This window comes from Marinobacterium profundum (assembly GCF_001528745.1).
GTDB classification, from domain to species: domain Bacteria; phylum Pseudomonadota; class Gammaproteobacteria; order Pseudomonadales; family Balneatricaceae; genus Marinobacterium_A; species Marinobacterium_A profundum.
The window spans coordinates 57,074-72,279 of the sequence record NZ_BCNS01000139.1 but is presented as its reverse complement, the minus strand read 5'-3'; the positions used below and the strand labels follow the sequence as shown (position 1 = coordinate 72,279).

Genomic DNA, 15,206 nt, shown 5'->3' with positions numbered 1-15,206 from the left:
TGTATGCTTCTCTTTGGTAGAGTCAGCGTGTGTATATTGTTGGTTTAAGAATGAGGTGTGATTCGAGTTTAATTGGGAAGGCTTCGTCTGCAGCGTCAGATGTGTATAAGAGTCAAGGTCAAACCTATGCGAGTCACCCCGGCATAGCCGGGGGTTTACCCCTGATTAATTACTTGGTAAAAAGGCTCTTTAGGATCAGAAGGTAAAATTTCATCTGCTCTAGATTGAAATTGATGAACAAGTGCATTTCTCATCTTATAGAGGAGATTGCTGTGAGTGAATGAGTCAATTGAAAGATCAATACCCGACTCTTTATCCTTCTTCCAGCTAATATGCTTAATATCCGTATCACTTAGCCTTGGATCTTCAGAAATGAAGATATTCTCATTTTGCCTTTCTCTCCAACGCTCTAACACCGGCCCTACATATTTTCTAACATCACTTAATGATGGATGAGGATTACTATAAACGTATTTTCCTAAATGAGTTATACTAACTCTATTTCGATCATCCCAGTGCGAAAATCTTTCAATAGTTGATATAAAACGATCACGATTTCCCTTTCTAGGGAAAACACATGCAGCAAGGGAATCAATAAAGGAAACATATATTATCTTTTTGTAAAGGGCACTATCATTACCTGTAATTTCCTCTACAGAGCACAGCTTTGATATCAAAAATCGCTCAAAACTTTCTATATTTCCAGAGTAATCTTTAATAATCATAAACTATCGCTCCGATGTGTTGATAACAGTCTGTTAATGAGGCCTTCGGCCTCATAATAATTATTAGAAGGTATACCTTTTAATTATCCCCATCAACCCCAGCATGGCATCTATCACATTGATTTTCATATAAAAACCATCACCTTAAAGATTCTATTGAATGGAAAAAAGGTATTTTTCTCGACGGCAGCCCGTCCAAAAGGTATCAGTCTAGGCTTTCTAACCATTTCAAGGACGAGGTGTCGGCAATACTTGCAGGCTGACTGGAGATACTGGTCTGCGAGGCCGTTTGCACTGCATAGGATCCTGTACTCAATACCTCACCACGTTGCCCTGCTCTTCTCTTCTGAACGAGCTGAAAAACCACGCTACCGCCCTAACGATGACGAAATACGGTCCTGCATTCGATGCAAGCAGCGCCAGGAAGAACGGATAGATTGAGATTGGGGAGGGAGAGTTCACCCAGCCTGGCTTCCGTTGCTCAGCTGACGATTTTCTTTAGGGACGATCAACACCCGGCACCAATACTCCGCTGGTCCCTTAACAGGCTGTTAGGCATCATGCCCAAGATCGGACACCTTGTCACCCCTGCAGAGTCCCACTAAGACATCAGAACGGCTCTTGTTTCCCCTTCTGAAGCCGGCGAGCACTGGCGTTATTGTGCGATCAGGCCCGCAGGGGCGAAGACAGGAACTGTCGAGTTGCATATTAGGAACAGGATGTTCCGACTCTTCACCTTGAGGGCAGGCCCCCGCACAATGGCGTCAGACCGCAGCGAAAAGGCTTCTTCCGGGGCTCACTCTTTCTGGTAGAGAGGTTTGCACTCCTCCCCTTGTAAAAAGTCCTTGTCGCGTAACAAGGACTCTCTATAAGGTGAAGTAGGTCGCCGAGAGGCGAAATACAGGCTCAAAAAAAATTAGCAGAGCTTCCTCCCACCGGTGCGCTTTCGGAAGCATACGGCTCTACCTTCCGTCACTGGTGTAGAGTCACGGAACAAGTCACGGGGTCAGGTTTCGCTGAACTCCAATAATGCGGAAAGTGCAGCATCGGCTTTGGCCGACTGTACAAAAATATGATCGTGATAAAAAGCAGCGATAACATTTGCACTGATACCTTTAGACGCCAGCTTGGTTGAAACCGCTGCTGTTAACCCAACCGCTTCCAGGCTGGAATGAACGGTTAAAGTAATCTGTTTGAACGAACCTTCAAATGACAAACCGGCTTTCAATGCGACAGACTTTTCAAGTACCAAAGTTAGCCCTTCAGGCTCAACAAAGGTAGCTACTGGCTTTAAAGATAAATACTCGTTTAAACTGCCTGACACGGAGCAAAATACAAATTCAGGCTCTAATAAATCAGGACTCATAGACCGTAACAATTCATCTAATTCAGTAATCCCCGGCATACGATTTTCTCCATACTGCTAACGCTGCCAGCACGCGTGGCTTTGTAGTGAAGATAAAGCCACTACGAAAAATACGTCGCTGTGCCTAGCCTTGTTAGGCCGCCCGTATTACCTACTAGCAAGCACCCGCCTGCCGCGCCCCATAGCTTGCTTGGCTTTCGGTGTAGTCGTCTCCAGCACTTGATGAAAGTTGAGTAATGAGGCCCTTGCACGAGAAGCCCGAGATGCTAAGGTACTGCTTCGCAGATCTTACCGCCTGCTTGTTCCAATCAATGTTCAGATTATCGACCGCTACAGTTGCATCAGAAACGTTATAACCATCCCCATAATCTGATGAGAGCTGCAGAATAAGCCCACTCCGTGAGAAGCCAGAGATGCTGAGGTACTGCTGCGCAGATCTGAGGGCGTTCTTCTGAGGCCCAGTCAGACTTCCCGCCCAAGTAGGTGCTGCAGCAAACAAAACAGCAATCATTGTTAATTTCAAAAAATTCATAGTAATTTCTCTATTTATGAAAATGTGAGCCTAACATTTGTATCATAGCCTCGGAGGCCGTTTTGCCTGAGGCCAGTATTTCCCAATGAATTCTCGTCAAAAAAACGCAACGCCTGGTAGCGTGAGCCGTTCAGATTATTTTCTCAGTCGAACTCAATGTGACAAAGCGATCACCAAACCTCATATCCATACGATTCTGAACTCGATACCTCCACCACGTTGCCCTGCTCTTATCTTCTGAACGGGCTGAAAAACCACGCTACCGCCCTAACGATGACGAAATACGGTCCTGCATGCGATGCAGGCAGAGCCAGGAAGAACGGATGGATTGAGATTGGGGAGAGAGTTCACCCAGCCTGGCTTCCGTTGCTCAGCTGACGATTGTGCTTTTATGACGTCAAAACATGCACCGGTACTCCCTTGGCGCTCAAAGCATGATGCCCAAAACAGGTTCAAGTTGGAAGGAAAAAGGAGCAAGTATAGAAAGAGCAGCAGTGATGCTGCCCTCCATAGCTGGCCAACCTCTGTGGCGGCTCACCATCTTGGGCTACAAATGCTAAACCCGTCCCTCCCATTACCACCAATACATCAGAACGGCTCTTGTTTCCCCTTCTGAAGCCGGCGAGCACTGGCGTTATTGTGCGATTAGGCCCGCAGGGGCGATGACAGGGACTGTCGAGCTGCAGATTAGGAACAGGATGTTCCGTTAGCTGCACCCGCACAATGGCGTCAGAGCGCAGCGAAAAGGCTTCTGTGGGGCGCGCTTCCTTTGCCTACTTTCCTTGTCGCGTAACAAGGAAAGTAGGTCGCCGAGAGGCGAAATACAGACTGACAGAAAACCTCGAAGTTATCCGTCCACACAGCCAGTCCTATAGTCCCACCGTATGCCTGCCATACATGGCCATATACCGGCGAGCACTGGCGTTATTGTGCGATCAGGCCCGCAGGGGCGAAGACAGGGACTGTCGAGTTGAATATTAAGAACTGGATGCTCCGACTATTCACCTTGAAGGCAGGCCCCCGCACAATGGCACCAGAGCGCAGCGTCAAGGCTTCATTGGGGCGCCAGCTTTCAAGGTAAAGAGCCTTGCACTCTTCCCCTTGTAAAAAGTCCTTGTCGCGTAACAAGGACTCTCTACAAGATGAAGTAGGTCGCCGAGAGGAGAAATACAGACTGACAGAAAACCTCAAAATTATCCGTCCACACAGCCAGTCATATAGTCCCACCGTATGCCTGCCATCCATGGCTATATACCGACGAGCTACCAGCCGGCAGGCGCGAAGACAGGAACTGTCGAGTTGCATATTAGGAACAGAATAGTCCGACTCTTCACCTTGAAGGCTGGCACCCGCACAATGGCGTCAAAGCGCAGCAAACAGGCTTCTGTGGGGGCGCATTCTTGAAGGTAAGGAGCTTTGGTTACTATATTTGCGCGAGCAAAGAAAGCAACACGACCAAGAGGCCATAACCGGGGTTACCAGAAAGCCACCTCGCTAGCTATATTGCGAGCTCCGTCGAAGGAAATAACCCCCGAATCAAAACGGACAATCACAGTCCCCATGAAACGCCTCACCCGTACCCGGATGCTCAAAATACAAATCACTGGCGTGCAACAACAAACGCTCCGCCATCTGCTCACTCTGCTCGCTTTTATACAGATCACACCCAAGAATGGGATGGCCCATTTCCAGGCTGTGAATACGCAACTGGTGTGTACGCCCGGTAAGCGGATTAAATTGCACCCGACTGCGACGCGGTTGCTCCAGGCGCTCTAATACTCGGAATTCACTGATGGCCGCCTTGCCGGTACTGTGGCAAATTTTTACCCGGGGGAAATGGATTTTATCTTTCGCAATGGGTGCTGTTACCTGCCCCTGATCATCGGGAATCCAGCCCTGGAGCAGAGCCAGGTAGCGCTTTTGAATCCTGCGCGATTGAAACTGTTGATTGAGGTGTTGCGCCGAGGCTGCATTCAGCCCCACCACCATAATGCCGGAGGTTCCAAAATCCAGTCGATGCGGCAACTTTGCATCAGGGAATGCAGGGCTCTCCCCTTCCTGGCCGTGCACCAAACGGTAGTGCACCGAATCCCAGTTGAGGGGATTTTTGCCCGACAAACTGAGCAGACCACTGGGCTTGTTGATCAGCAGGATGTCGTCATCCTGATACAGAATGACCACTAAAGCGTCACACACCGGCGCCACAAAGTCATCAACGATGGTATTCACCGGCGGGCCTGCACTGGACATTTAATATTGCCGCTCCTGGCATGCCTCACTCACCGCTTTGGCTGACTGGGCGGGCAGTACTGTGACTGTTGTTCGAAAAATGACGGCAATTATCGCACTGACTCACCCACGACGGCCACCCAAACATCAGAGCAGCTCCAATGCGCCTTACACATCATGTATGAATAACGTGATTACCACCCCAACAACGATGGTGACCACCAATAGTCCGAGCAGAACTGGAACGAACAGGAGCACGCCCGCCCAGGGTCTCCTGGCTCGGCCAATCGCAACCGATAGAACCAGCGCACCCAGAATCGCAACGCCGAATAAACCCCACGCCCACCCATGCGGCAGTGCCGCAGGATAGAACGTATAAGGGATGGTCAAATCCATTGATTTCACGCCCGATGGCTAATATTTGACATAAGGGCATGTTTTAGCAGGCCCCACTTGATGGATGGCTTAGGCATCACCGTACCAAGATACACACAAAAGGCCAGAGAGCGGCTACCAGTTGAACTAAACAATTACCCAATTTCTATTTAGTGACTTTGGAATCGGATGACACCACGGCTCTCCAGTTTTTTCCTGACATGGTGACTATCGATTGCATCTTTTGAAAGAAATCTTCGATATCTTCATCTGAACTATTATCGGTTAAGTAAAACCTGGCGTCGCGCTTGAGGTCAAGCAAGGCATGGCTCGTGGAGCGCTCGTTCATCCAGAGCTCGTAAGGTTTACGCAAACCCTCCCGAAAGGCTATTACGCTGGAGACTGCAGAGGCAACCACTATTAAAACCTTAATGAGATCGTCGTCTACCACGACGGTGAGTGCCGCCAATACTGCAGAGAGCGCAGAAAGAATTGACACAGAGTATCTGCAAGACCGGTACAGGCTCTTGTGCTTTGCAGCTTCTTTGGTAAAAAAAGCAATCTGTTCTTCCAGCATGCTATTGAATATTTCGAGTTTCTTCATATTCTACGCCTTTCCACCTAACGCCATGGTAATGGGCAACCTTGCAGCGAGGCAGCATTTAATGTTGTCGAACCTCTAAAATTCAGCGCCCGTTTAAATATACTATTTACTGTCACTTAGTCACTAACCATAGCGCATGTATCATTCCTGGCACATAGAAAAAAAAACACAGCACTACATTAATAAGCAGATCCCTACCCACACCATTATTAATAAAAACCGCTACAGGCGGTAATAGCAAAGCCAGTATGATCAAAAGCAATCTATTCATTACAGGTATTTCCTCGTCCGTCAAAAAATGCGCATATCCATAAATAAGACCGGTTGCACACCATAACCAGTACCGGCCAGCACCCACAGCTTGCCAGGCTCTGCCAAACGCAGCTCAAAGCTCTGGCTAACGCCCGCCCCTGCGACAAATTCCGTACCTGAAAATGCCGCAACCAAGATCATACAAAACATAAGTATAGGTATTGCGAGGGAAATCAGCAGTGCCAGTTACACATCCGGGTTATGATCCGATCAGACCCAAAGGGATGAGGCAGGGACTGCCAGGCAGCGGATTGGTGACATCGATATCCCCTCTTCACCTTGCCTGTATGGCGGCGTACCGCCGCACGGTGTAATTCGCAGGCTCATTGACAGCCTACGAAAGCAGCCATTACCACCCAAACATCAGAGCAGCTTCCTTACCCCTTCTGAGCAGAAAATTGCTCCTGCATTTTCTAACTACCGGCCAACCATGGCCATATGCCGGCAAGTACTGGCGTCAGTGTGCGATCAGGCCCGCAGGGGCAAAGACAGGGACTGTCGAGCTGCAGATTAGGAACAGGATGTTCCGACTCTTCACCTTGAAGGCAGGCACCCGCACACTGGCGTCAGAGCGCAGCGAAAAGGCTTCTGCGGGGCGCCAGCTTTCAAGGTAAAGAGATTTGCGCACTTTTCCTTGTAGAGAGTCCTTGTCGCGTAACAAGGACTCTCTACAAGGTGAAGTAGGTCGCCGAGAGGCGAAATACAGACTCGTATTAGACGGCTTATATCCAAAGCCCAGATGACTGCTGCCATCTGAGAATTTATATTCAGTGTCACGGCACAAAAGAAGGAAATTATAAATCACTAACGGATTTATCCTTGATTCCGTTAGTGATTATTTTAGTAAAATTCTAGTCTATTTATTTTCCTTGAACGCCTGGCTTACGAATTCCCCTGTTGCTGGGTTAAACTCTTGACCATCGTACTGGGTTTTAATCTTGATATCACCAGACAGTATTTTGTCTTTTAAGGTAGTGATTTTTTCTTGTACATCGGGAGAGACATCCTTGGAATATGCCAGGGTAACGACGTCAGACTGAGAAAGTCCAATTTCTTCCACCCTGTTCGGCTTCCAGCTACCATCGCTAAGATCTCTCGCCGCATTAAGAATTGCGACACTTGCGTCAGCCACTGCAGACCCTATGAATGTATCATCAACCGTTGTCCAGTCTGAGACATTACCGATATGTCGAACTTTACCCTTATGTGACTTTATCTCATCAATTACGCCTTGGCGACCGGCGTTAAGCATGGTGTAAATAACGTCAGCTCCATAATTGATCTCACCTTTTGCAGCATCGCCATTGATTGCCGTGTTATCGAGGTCACCGGTAAACCAGGAAACAAATTTAGCTTCAGGATTTACATACATCAAACCGTCGTAAAAGGCGGCTCTGCCCATCAGACCTGGCTTTGGCCAGGCGCCAGAGATGTGCCCAACCACATTGCTTTTCGTCGACAAGCCGGCCAGAGCACCTGCAAGCCAGGCCGATTCTTCCTGTTTTACAACATAGCTTGAGAGGTTAGGCCCCTGGACATGACCCTGGATAACAACAAATTTGATGTTGGGAAATTCCTTGCTCACCGTTTCCGCCGGACCATTACACTGCCCACCGTGGGCAATGATCATGTCAGGGCCCTCGGCGGCCAACTTTCTCATTGCCTCGGTCAGTAAAACAGGATCAGACGTTGCCGATATATCTGAAACGTAACTCGCCTCGATAGGCAGTTCATTCTTTATTTTTTCGTAGCCACGGTAGGCGGCTTCCATAAAACCATTGTCATTGTGCTTCCCGGGTATCAGCACAGAAATTTTCAGTTGCTCTGCAGCATGGCTAGCCGAAATAGGTATAAGTGCGGCAATACTCACGGCGATAATGTTTTTAGATAGAGCTGCGAACGTTTTTTTCATTTCTGTATTCCTTTCCGTTATCCACGAATCGTTGTTTAAATATCACTCACCTGCATATTATTTAGTTCGACCACTATCCTCATCGAAAAACTGGACTCTTAACTCAACCCTGAAATTGGTTTTGTTCGCCAGTAAAAAATACAACACGCTCTAAACCTTGATCGACAATATAAATACAGTCACCGGAACAGTCAGTTTCTACGCCCGGCCGCTTCGGGTGGCTGTCAGACTCGCACAGAGACAGATAACCCCACCAGATGAGCAGTTTTATTGTGCCCTATCTAAATATCGATCTATCGCCAGCACACTGCAGCATTAACCTCGGCTCACAACTTGACCAGTTGATTAGGTTTTTCAAAACTAAGCCATGTGCACAATTGTGTCAATAATTTATTATATTGTATGCAAAATTATCACAATGATGCGGACGCTCGATCCTGCCCGCAGAAACCGTAGACATAGAGCCTGTGCTCACATATGACGTTCAGGTTAGAAGACCGTAAAACGTAGCCATAATCGCCGTGAATAGGCAGTCTTTTCGCTAAATTGCACGAAGATAGATACTCGTTAAGTTCACCTTGAAGTGCCGAGAAGTCGCACAATGGCGTCAAAACGCAGCGAGAATGGGCCAGGAATTCAAAGCATGCAGATTAAATTGCTAAGGCGTAAGACTGCACTTAATAGCCTGGAATTTTTCCCAGGCTATTAACGTGGAGACGGCTCAGAGGGGTTGGGCGACCGCTTACCCTGCGTGAGCCGCTTCTTCTATCAGCCCTGCCACCTCGTCAGCCTTAGAGATGAGTGACGCGTGGCTCGCTGCGAGCGTGATGACTTTGCGTGGATTGATGCGCGTGGACATTGTCTGCTGATTATCCGGGTGAATCATGCGATCTTCACTGGAAATCTGATACCAGCTCGGTTTTTTCTTCCAGGCTGGAGCCGTGACCTTATCACCGAACGTCGACCCCAACGGCGCTTTCTGCGTCACCGCCAACACCAGCGCTTCTTCCGCAGTGAGGTCCTGGCAGAAACTCTGATGATATGTGTCTTGCTTGATCCAGAGGTAGCCGTCGCTGTCAGGGGCTATATTCGCGATCGCCACAGGCGGGTTGCTTTCGGTAATACCGCCAGGACTTTCGCCGGCATCAGGCACAAACGCAGCTATATACACCAGGCCGACGACATTGGGCATATCGCCCGCTTCGGTGATCACGGCACCGCCGTATGAATGCCCGACCAGGAGCACAGGCCCTGGCTGTTGCGCCACCATTTTGCGGGTTCGTGCAGCATCGTCGGCCAGCGACGTCAGCGGTAACTCCACTGCATGCAGCTTGGTAAAGCCTTTGTGTGCAAGCGCGGTGATGACCTTGCTCCAGTGCGCAGCACCGCCCCAAAAGCCATGCACCAGGATAATGGCAGGATTCTCGTTCATAGATCAGCTCTCCTGTTTGGAAAAATGTCCCGCAGCAAGCACCGCTAGAAGTCGTCATCCTGACACGCAACATTTCCTGGCCCCGGAGGCTGCTTTTCCTGAGATCAACACTTCCTGAAGTTCTTCCATTCAAATCAAGTTAAACGCCATTAAATATAGAACACTTAATCATCTAAGGCTTCTGCGGGTGCGCATTCTTGTAGGTAAGACGTATTGGTTACTTTATTCGCGCGTACAAAGAAAATGACACGACCAAGAAGTCGTATCAGGGATGATCAGAACGACACCCTGACCGCGCTTAGCCCTGAGCTTTCAGCTGCCAGCCTCATGTAACTGCCCGTACTGGGGCAGACGCAGGGTAAAGCAGGCTCCCCCCTGGGGTGGATTCTCGGCGTGAATCTCGCCCCCCAGATCCCGCACTATGCTGCGTACTATGGAGAGGCCGAGCCCCAGGCCACTACCTATATGCTTGGTCGTAAAAAAGGGCTCAAACAGCTTGCCAAGGGCCTCTTCGGCAATGCCCGTGCCCCGGTCCGCGACCTGCAATTCCAGCCAGCCATCCTCGGCGGACAACCGCAGCGACAGTTGGCGCGGCTCAAGCGAGTCCAGCATGGCATCACAGCCATTCTTGATCAGATTCACCAGTACCTGCTCAAGCCTGGCGCTGTCGCCGGCAACGCGATCGTCCGGGATATCGGGGTTGAAGCTGATCTGCACCTGCTCTTCAGCAAAGCGGCCACGAAACAGCGCCAGCGCCTGGTCGATGGCGCTCAGCAGGGACACCGCCTCCATGCGTTCGGGTTTGCGGTAGGCGAAGGTTTTCAGCTGGCTGGTAATCACCGCCATGCGATCCACCAGGCCATCCACCTCGACCAGACTTTCATCCAGCATCTGCGGTTGCTGCAGCATTTTGCGACAGATGGCCACATAGGTGCGCATGGCGGTGAGCGGCTGATTCAACTCATGCACCACGGCGCTGGCCATGCGCCCGAGCGCCGCCAGTTTTTCAGCCTGCAGCAGTTCCTGCTGTATGCTTTGCAGCTCCCGGGTGCGGTCAACGACCTTGGCTTCCAGGGTTTCATTGGCTTCCTGCAGCGCCTGCTCCAGCCGCTTGCGCCTGGAGATATCTATCACCGTGACCAGATAGTGCGCGCCCTCTTCCTCCTTGTTTGCCCCCTGCATGGCGCGAATGGAGAACAGCAGCGGGAATTCACTGCCATCACCACGTACCCCGACGGCCTCCAGGCCGATCAGCGCAGCAAAGCCCCGTTTTCCCAGGCGCCCCAGAGCGCGCTCCAGTACTCCGAATTCAGCTGCGGGCGCCAGTAATCGGCGCAGAGGCTGCTCCAGTGCCAGGGACGCCGAAAGGCCAAACTGTTTCAGTGCCGTGCCGTTAAGAAACAGCATGCGGCCCTGCTCGTCCACGGTGATAAGCCCCACCTGGGCGGTATCGATAATGTCCCGTTGCTGTTGCTCGCTGCTGGCCAGCGTTTGCTGCGCCTGTTGCTGCGAGCGCTGCTTTAGCCGCCGCTCCCGCAAAAACAGCAGCAGCAACGCAAAGGCAATGCAGCCGCCAAGGGTCACCAGCATAGCCGAACGCATATTGCGCTGTGCCACCGCGGTATCCTGCAGCACGGTAAGGGTCCAGCCCAGATCATCCAGTCGCACCGACTGCGCCATGGATTCATCACCTTGGCCCGACGACCAGAGCTGAACTGCGGTGCCGTTGTCCAGGTGGCTCAATCGCGCAGCGCCAGACAGTTCGGTAAAGGAGGCGTGCAACCAGGCCGGGTCAGACGATGCAAACACCCTGCCTTCGTTGCTACTTAGCATCCAGGGCACCGTTGCCCCCAGCCGATCCTGCAGCAACTCGAGACTCAAGCGCACCACTGAGGCGCCTATAAAGCGCTGCTCATCATAGATGGGTGCTGAAAGGTAAAACGCCGGCTGCTGCTGATCGGAATCAATCCGAAAGCGCCGCCCCTGATTCCCCTCGCGGGCATCGGTGAAATATTCCCTTGAGCGGTGGGAGCGCAGATAAAAATCCTGCTGATCACGCCAGCGGCTGTACGCTACTGCACGGCCGCTGCCATCCAGAATAAAGAGCGCGGTGGAACCGGCCACCAGGCTGGTCTGCTCCAGATAGCGGCTGACCCGCACCCCCATCTCTTGATTGGGGTACAACAGAAGTGCCCGCACATCGCGATTTTGGGTGAGCAGAAACGGCAGGTAATCGTAACTGTCGAGCCAACTGCGGATCTCGCCAATACGGCTCAGCAGTACTTCACTGCCACCGCGCTGCAGTGTCTGCAATGTCCAGTCACGCGCCCGATCCGCCGCCAGGGTAACCAGCGCGGCTGTGAACCCAAGACCTGCGAGCCAAAACACCAGACGACGCTTGTTTCTGCCTGATACTGCCATGGCCACCACTTTCATTATCCTTAAGGTATAAAAGACAAGGCCCCGCGTACGGGGCCCTGTCTGGCTTTGGCTAATCAGCGCATCAGATTGCGATGACGTCGTAGCCCTCGCCCATTTTTGCAGCACCTGCGGGGTTGGTCACCACCGCTATACTGGCATTGTCGCCGGTCAGATAGCGCTGAGCTACCCGGGTCAGGTCATCGAGCGTCACTGCCAGAATGCGCTGGCGATAGGCCCTGCGCTGCTCAGCACTGCGGCCAAAGAGCGCACTGTGGTACGCCTGCTTGGCTTCACCGGCAGGAGAGCCCGGTTTGTCGATAGAGCTGACCACACCGAGGATCGCCTCTTCAAGCTTTTGCGCATCCTGCGGTGTCTCGAGCAGCCAGCGGATGGAGCCATCGAAATCTTCCAGGGTTTCAGCCAGACGCGGGTCGCGGTAGGAGAAGAAACGGAACACGGCATCTGATGAATCCTGACCGGCACCGGAACCGTAAGCACCGCCTTTCTCACGAATGGCGCGGTGCAGATAACCATTGCGCAGGTAGTCACCCAGCACCGTCAGCGCCGCCGAATCTTCATGCTCGACCGGCACTGTGGGATAGGCCTTGGCGCAGAAGTTTACCTGGGTACTGGTAGTCCAGAGCTGGCGCACCGATTCGCGCACAGGCTCCAGCGCAAAGGCGCTGAAATCCGCACTCACGGGCACATCCTGCCAGCGGGCCTGCATCTGCTGCTGCATGCTGTCCTGCTGATCGGCGTCACCTACCAGCAGGAAACGCCGCGGTGCGCCCTGCAGTTTATGCTTGATGCCCTCAAGTTGCGCCGCCAGCTGTGCCAGGGCGCTGTCATCCTTGAGGGACGCATCAAGGGCCTTGATAAAGCCAATGCTCTCCAGACCACGGGTCTCATGACCCAACTGGGCCGCTGGACTCATGCGGGCCACCGCCGCGGTCATGGCCAGTGCATGCCCCTGACCGGTGATGCTCTGCTCCTTGCGGGTACGGGTCTGGGCGACGATTTCACGCAAACGCTTGAGTTCATCAAAGCGGGCGACCTGCAGCGTTTCGTGCATCAGATCAACCAGCTCCTGCTGTTTGCTGGCCAGCGCCTTGCCGGACAACACCAGGAAACCGCTGACCTGCTGCTCATTATCCACCGCGCCACGCACTTCGGTGTAGGCACCGATGCTGCCGCACACCTGAGACTGATACTGCTGGTTCTGCTTGTAGTCACGCTCGCCACAGCCCAGCTCAGTCAGGCAGTGGGTGAAGAGCGGCAACAAACGGCGTTCCTGCTCATCCAGCGCCGGCAGATCGATAATAAGCTGCTGGTACACCAGGCCATTGGTGCCCTGGGCATAGGCCTCCAGTGCCAGCGGCTGCGGCTGCTGCAGCTGCACCTGGGGCTGCGGTATTTTCATTTCTACCGGCACATCGCTGATACCGACCTTGGGCAGGATGCTCTCGTCATCTACCTGCATCTGGCGGGCTTCCAGCGCCTCGGTCTGCGCAATGATCTGCTGCTTCTCAGCATCGCTCAGCTGAACACGAATAGCTTCCAGCTGCGCCGCTTCCGCCGCATCCCGACGGCTTGCCAGCTGTTTGTCGGGGCGCAGGGACAAGCGTACCAGATGGGCATTATCCAGCAGCAACTCCTGCACCATGGACTGGATGTAATCAGGCTGTTTGATGTCTTCACGCAGTTTTTCCAGCACCGGATCCAGGTTCAGCACGGCAATCGGGTCGCCGTTATGAATACCTGCGGAGATGGACGACATGATCAGATTCAGGCCATAGGGATAACCGTCGCCACTGAGTTCACGCTGTGACAGTTCCAGCTGATGCAGCTGCGCTTCGAGCATTTCCTGGGGCACGCCCTTCTCGACCACTTCTTTCAATGTATCGAGCACCAGCTTTTCAAAGGCATCGGCGTGCTGCGGGTCACTGCCTTCCAGGCCACACATGAAGCTCATTTCACGGTTGGAATCTTCCAGCCCGCACAACGGTGACGGCGCACTGCCCAGCTCACTGGATTCCAGCGCATGGCGCAGCGGCGAAGCGCTGTTGTCCAGCAGCACGCGGGACAGCAGGTGAGCACGCAGTTGCGCTTCAAGATCGATCGACTGCCCCAGCAGCCAGCCCATCACATGGTGGGTCTTGCCGGACAGGTCTTCTTCGTCCAGTGCATAGGCTTCCTCTACACGAATAGGCGCATGCAGGCGCTTTTCGTCGCTCACCTGTATATGGCTGTCCAGACGTTCGAACTGCGCCAGCGCCTGACCATCAAAGCGTGACTGCAGCTCTTCCACCGCAATATTGCCGAAGGTCATGAAGACGGCATTGCTGGGGTGATAGTGGCTGCGGTAAAACTCGAGCAGCTCGTCGTAGCTCAGATCCGTAATGCATTCAGGATCACCACCGCTGTTGTAATGGTAGGTGGTGGTCGGAAACAGATGTTTTCCCAGTGTCTGGTACAGGGTCGAGACGGCGGAGCTCATGGCCCCTTTCATCTCGTTCAGTACTACACCCTTGTAGACCAGCGGTGAATCCGGATTGCCGGCTTCGCTGAATTCCATGCGATGACCTTCCTGGGCAAAGTCCAGCGGATCAAGGCGCGAAAAGAAGGTCGCATCCAGATAGACATCCAGCAGGTTGAAGTAATCCTTGCGGTTCTGGCTGGCAAAGGGATAGGCCGTCCAGTCTGAACTGGTGAAGGCATTCATAAAGGTATTGAGCGAGCGGCGCGTCATCATAAAGAAGGGATCACGCACGGGGTAACGCTTGCTACCGCACAGTGCCGTGTGTTCAAGCATGTGGGCTACGCCGGTGGAATCCATCGGCACGGTGCGAAACGCCACCAGAAACACATTTTCTTCGTTATCGGCGGCGATGTGATAGTGCCGCGCGCCTGTTTGCTGATGTTCATACTCAGCCATTTCAATGTTCAGTGACTCTATAACTTCACTGCGGAGAAAACGAAAGCTGGAATGACAGTTCTGTGTCTGCATGAAAGCGATGTGCCTCAACCTGTCCGTGGTCGTCACTGCGACCTTGATGAAAAACGCAAAGACCCATTCTATAGGCTCTGCGCCCGGTTTCAAAAAACTGTTGCATTGAAGTGCTAGATTGGCGCCGATACCCGTGCAAGGCAAGGTGTTCAGAACCCGCCAACCTGCTGTACGCATCTGCGTTGTAACAGCGCCCAGGCAACCCCTGAACTCTGAAAATACCGCTGAACACTGGGATATCAGTGCCATTAGGTCTTAAAAAAATATTTTGTGCAGCGCAACATTTTGGAT

Annotated in this window: 11 protein-coding genes; all 11 read right to left on the bottom strand. The window is 52.3% G+C overall.

The window, feature by feature from the left end; genetic code table 11:
* Window positions 1–155 precede the first annotated feature (155 nt).
* Window positions 156–725 (bottom strand): hypothetical protein, encoded by a 570-nt coding sequence (locus MPRO_RS25885; RefSeq protein WP_158651841.1) that lies wholly within the window; start codon window positions 723–725, stop codon window positions 156–158.
* 1,006 nt (window positions 726–1,731) lie between these two features.
* A complete protein-coding gene (locus MPRO_RS16325) occupies window positions 1,732–2,130 on the bottom strand; it encodes an ACT domain-containing protein (protein ID WP_067295124.1) in 399 nt (132 codons plus the stop codon).
* 115 nt (window positions 2,131–2,245) lie between these two features.
* Window positions 2,246–2,623, bottom strand: a complete 378-nt coding sequence (locus MPRO_RS16320; RefSeq protein WP_067295121.1) for an Ltp family lipoprotein — start codon at window positions 2,621–2,623, stop codon at window positions 2,246–2,248.
* A 1,536-nt stretch (window positions 2,624–4,159) separates the two neighbouring features.
* Complete coding sequence (locus tag MPRO_RS16315; RefSeq protein WP_067295119.1) at window positions 4,160–4,873, bottom strand: RluA family pseudouridine synthase; 714 nt, start codon at window positions 4,871–4,873, stop codon at window positions 4,160–4,162.
* A gap of 520 nt (window positions 4,874–5,393) precedes the next feature.
* On the bottom strand, window positions 5,394–5,831 hold the full coding sequence (locus MPRO_RS16305; protein ID WP_067295113.1) for a DUF4231 domain-containing protein: 438 nt from the start codon (window positions 5,829–5,831) through the stop codon (window positions 5,394–5,396).
* Window positions 5,832–5,943: 112 nt separating this feature from the next.
* On the bottom strand, window positions 5,944–6,102 hold the full coding sequence (locus MPRO_RS25150) for a YqaE/Pmp3 family membrane protein (RefSeq protein WP_082708876.1): 159 nt from the start codon (window positions 6,100–6,102) through the stop codon (window positions 5,944–5,946).
* A gap of 20 nt (window positions 6,103–6,122) precedes the next feature.
* Window positions 6,123–6,284 (bottom strand): hypothetical protein, encoded by a 162-nt coding sequence (locus MPRO_RS25880; protein ID WP_158651840.1) that lies wholly within the window; start codon window positions 6,282–6,284, stop codon window positions 6,123–6,125.
* A gap of 715 nt (window positions 6,285–6,999) precedes the next feature.
* Window positions 7,000–8,055 (bottom strand): BMP family protein, encoded by a 1,056-nt coding sequence (locus MPRO_RS16300; RefSeq protein WP_067295110.1) that lies wholly within the window; start codon window positions 8,053–8,055, stop codon window positions 7,000–7,002.
* Window positions 8,056–8,797: 742 nt separating this feature from the next.
* Window positions 8,798–9,487 (bottom strand): alpha/beta hydrolase, encoded by a 690-nt coding sequence (locus MPRO_RS16295; protein WP_067295107.1) that lies wholly within the window; start codon window positions 9,485–9,487, stop codon window positions 8,798–8,800.
* A 312-nt stretch (window positions 9,488–9,799) separates the two neighbouring features.
* Window positions 9,800–11,908 (bottom strand): sensor histidine kinase, encoded by a 2,109-nt coding sequence (locus MPRO_RS16290; RefSeq protein WP_158651839.1) that lies wholly within the window; start codon window positions 11,906–11,908, stop codon window positions 9,800–9,802.
* A gap of 82 nt (window positions 11,909–11,990) precedes the next feature.
* Window positions 11,991–14,915 (bottom strand): insulinase family protein, encoded by a 2,925-nt coding sequence (locus MPRO_RS16285; protein ID WP_067295101.1) that lies wholly within the window; start codon window positions 14,913–14,915, stop codon window positions 11,991–11,993.
* Window positions 14,916–15,206: the final 291 nt, after the last annotated feature.

Excerpts from the sequence above, each read along its gene's own strand:
- MPRO_RS16325 (WP_067295124.1), bottom strand. The coding sequence starts at position 2,130 with ATGCCGGGGATTACTGAATTAGATGAATTGTTACGGTCTATGAGTCCT.
- MPRO_RS25880 (WP_158651840.1), bottom strand. The coding sequence starts at position 6,284 with ATGATCTTGGTTGCGGCATTTTCAGGTACGGAATTTGTCGCAGGGGCG.
- MPRO_RS16295 (WP_067295107.1), bottom strand. The coding sequence starts at position 9,487 with ATGAACGAGAATCCTGCCATTATCCTGGTGCATGGCTTTTGGGGCGGT.
- MPRO_RS16300 (WP_067295110.1), bottom strand. The coding sequence starts at position 8,055 with ATGAAAAAAACGTTCGCAGCTCTATCTAAAAACATTATCGCCGTGAGT.
- MPRO_RS16315 (WP_067295119.1), bottom strand. The coding sequence starts at position 4,873 with ATGTCCAGTGCAGGCCCGCCGGTGAATACCATCGTTGATGACTTTGTG.
- MPRO_RS16305 (WP_067295113.1), bottom strand. The coding sequence starts at position 5,831 with ATGAAGAAACTCGAAATATTCAATAGCATGCTGGAAGAACAGATTGCT.
- MPRO_RS16290 (WP_158651839.1), bottom strand. The coding sequence starts at position 11,908 with ATGGCAGTATCAGGCAGAAACAAGCGTCGTCTGGTGTTTTGGCTCGCA.
- MPRO_RS16285 (WP_067295101.1), bottom strand. The coding sequence starts at position 14,915 with ATGCAGACACAGAACTGTCATTCCAGCTTTCGTTTTCTCCGCAGTGAA.
- MPRO_RS16320 (WP_067295121.1), bottom strand. The coding sequence starts at position 2,623 with ATGAATTTTTTGAAATTAACAATGATTGCTGTTTTGTTTGCTGCAGCA.
- MPRO_RS25885 (WP_158651841.1), bottom strand. The coding sequence starts at position 725 with ATGATTATTAAAGATTACTCTGGAAATATAGAAAGTTTTGAGCGATTT.
- MPRO_RS25150 (WP_082708876.1), bottom strand. The coding sequence starts at position 6,102 with ATGAATAGATTGCTTTTGATCATACTGGCTTTGCTATTACCGCCTGTA.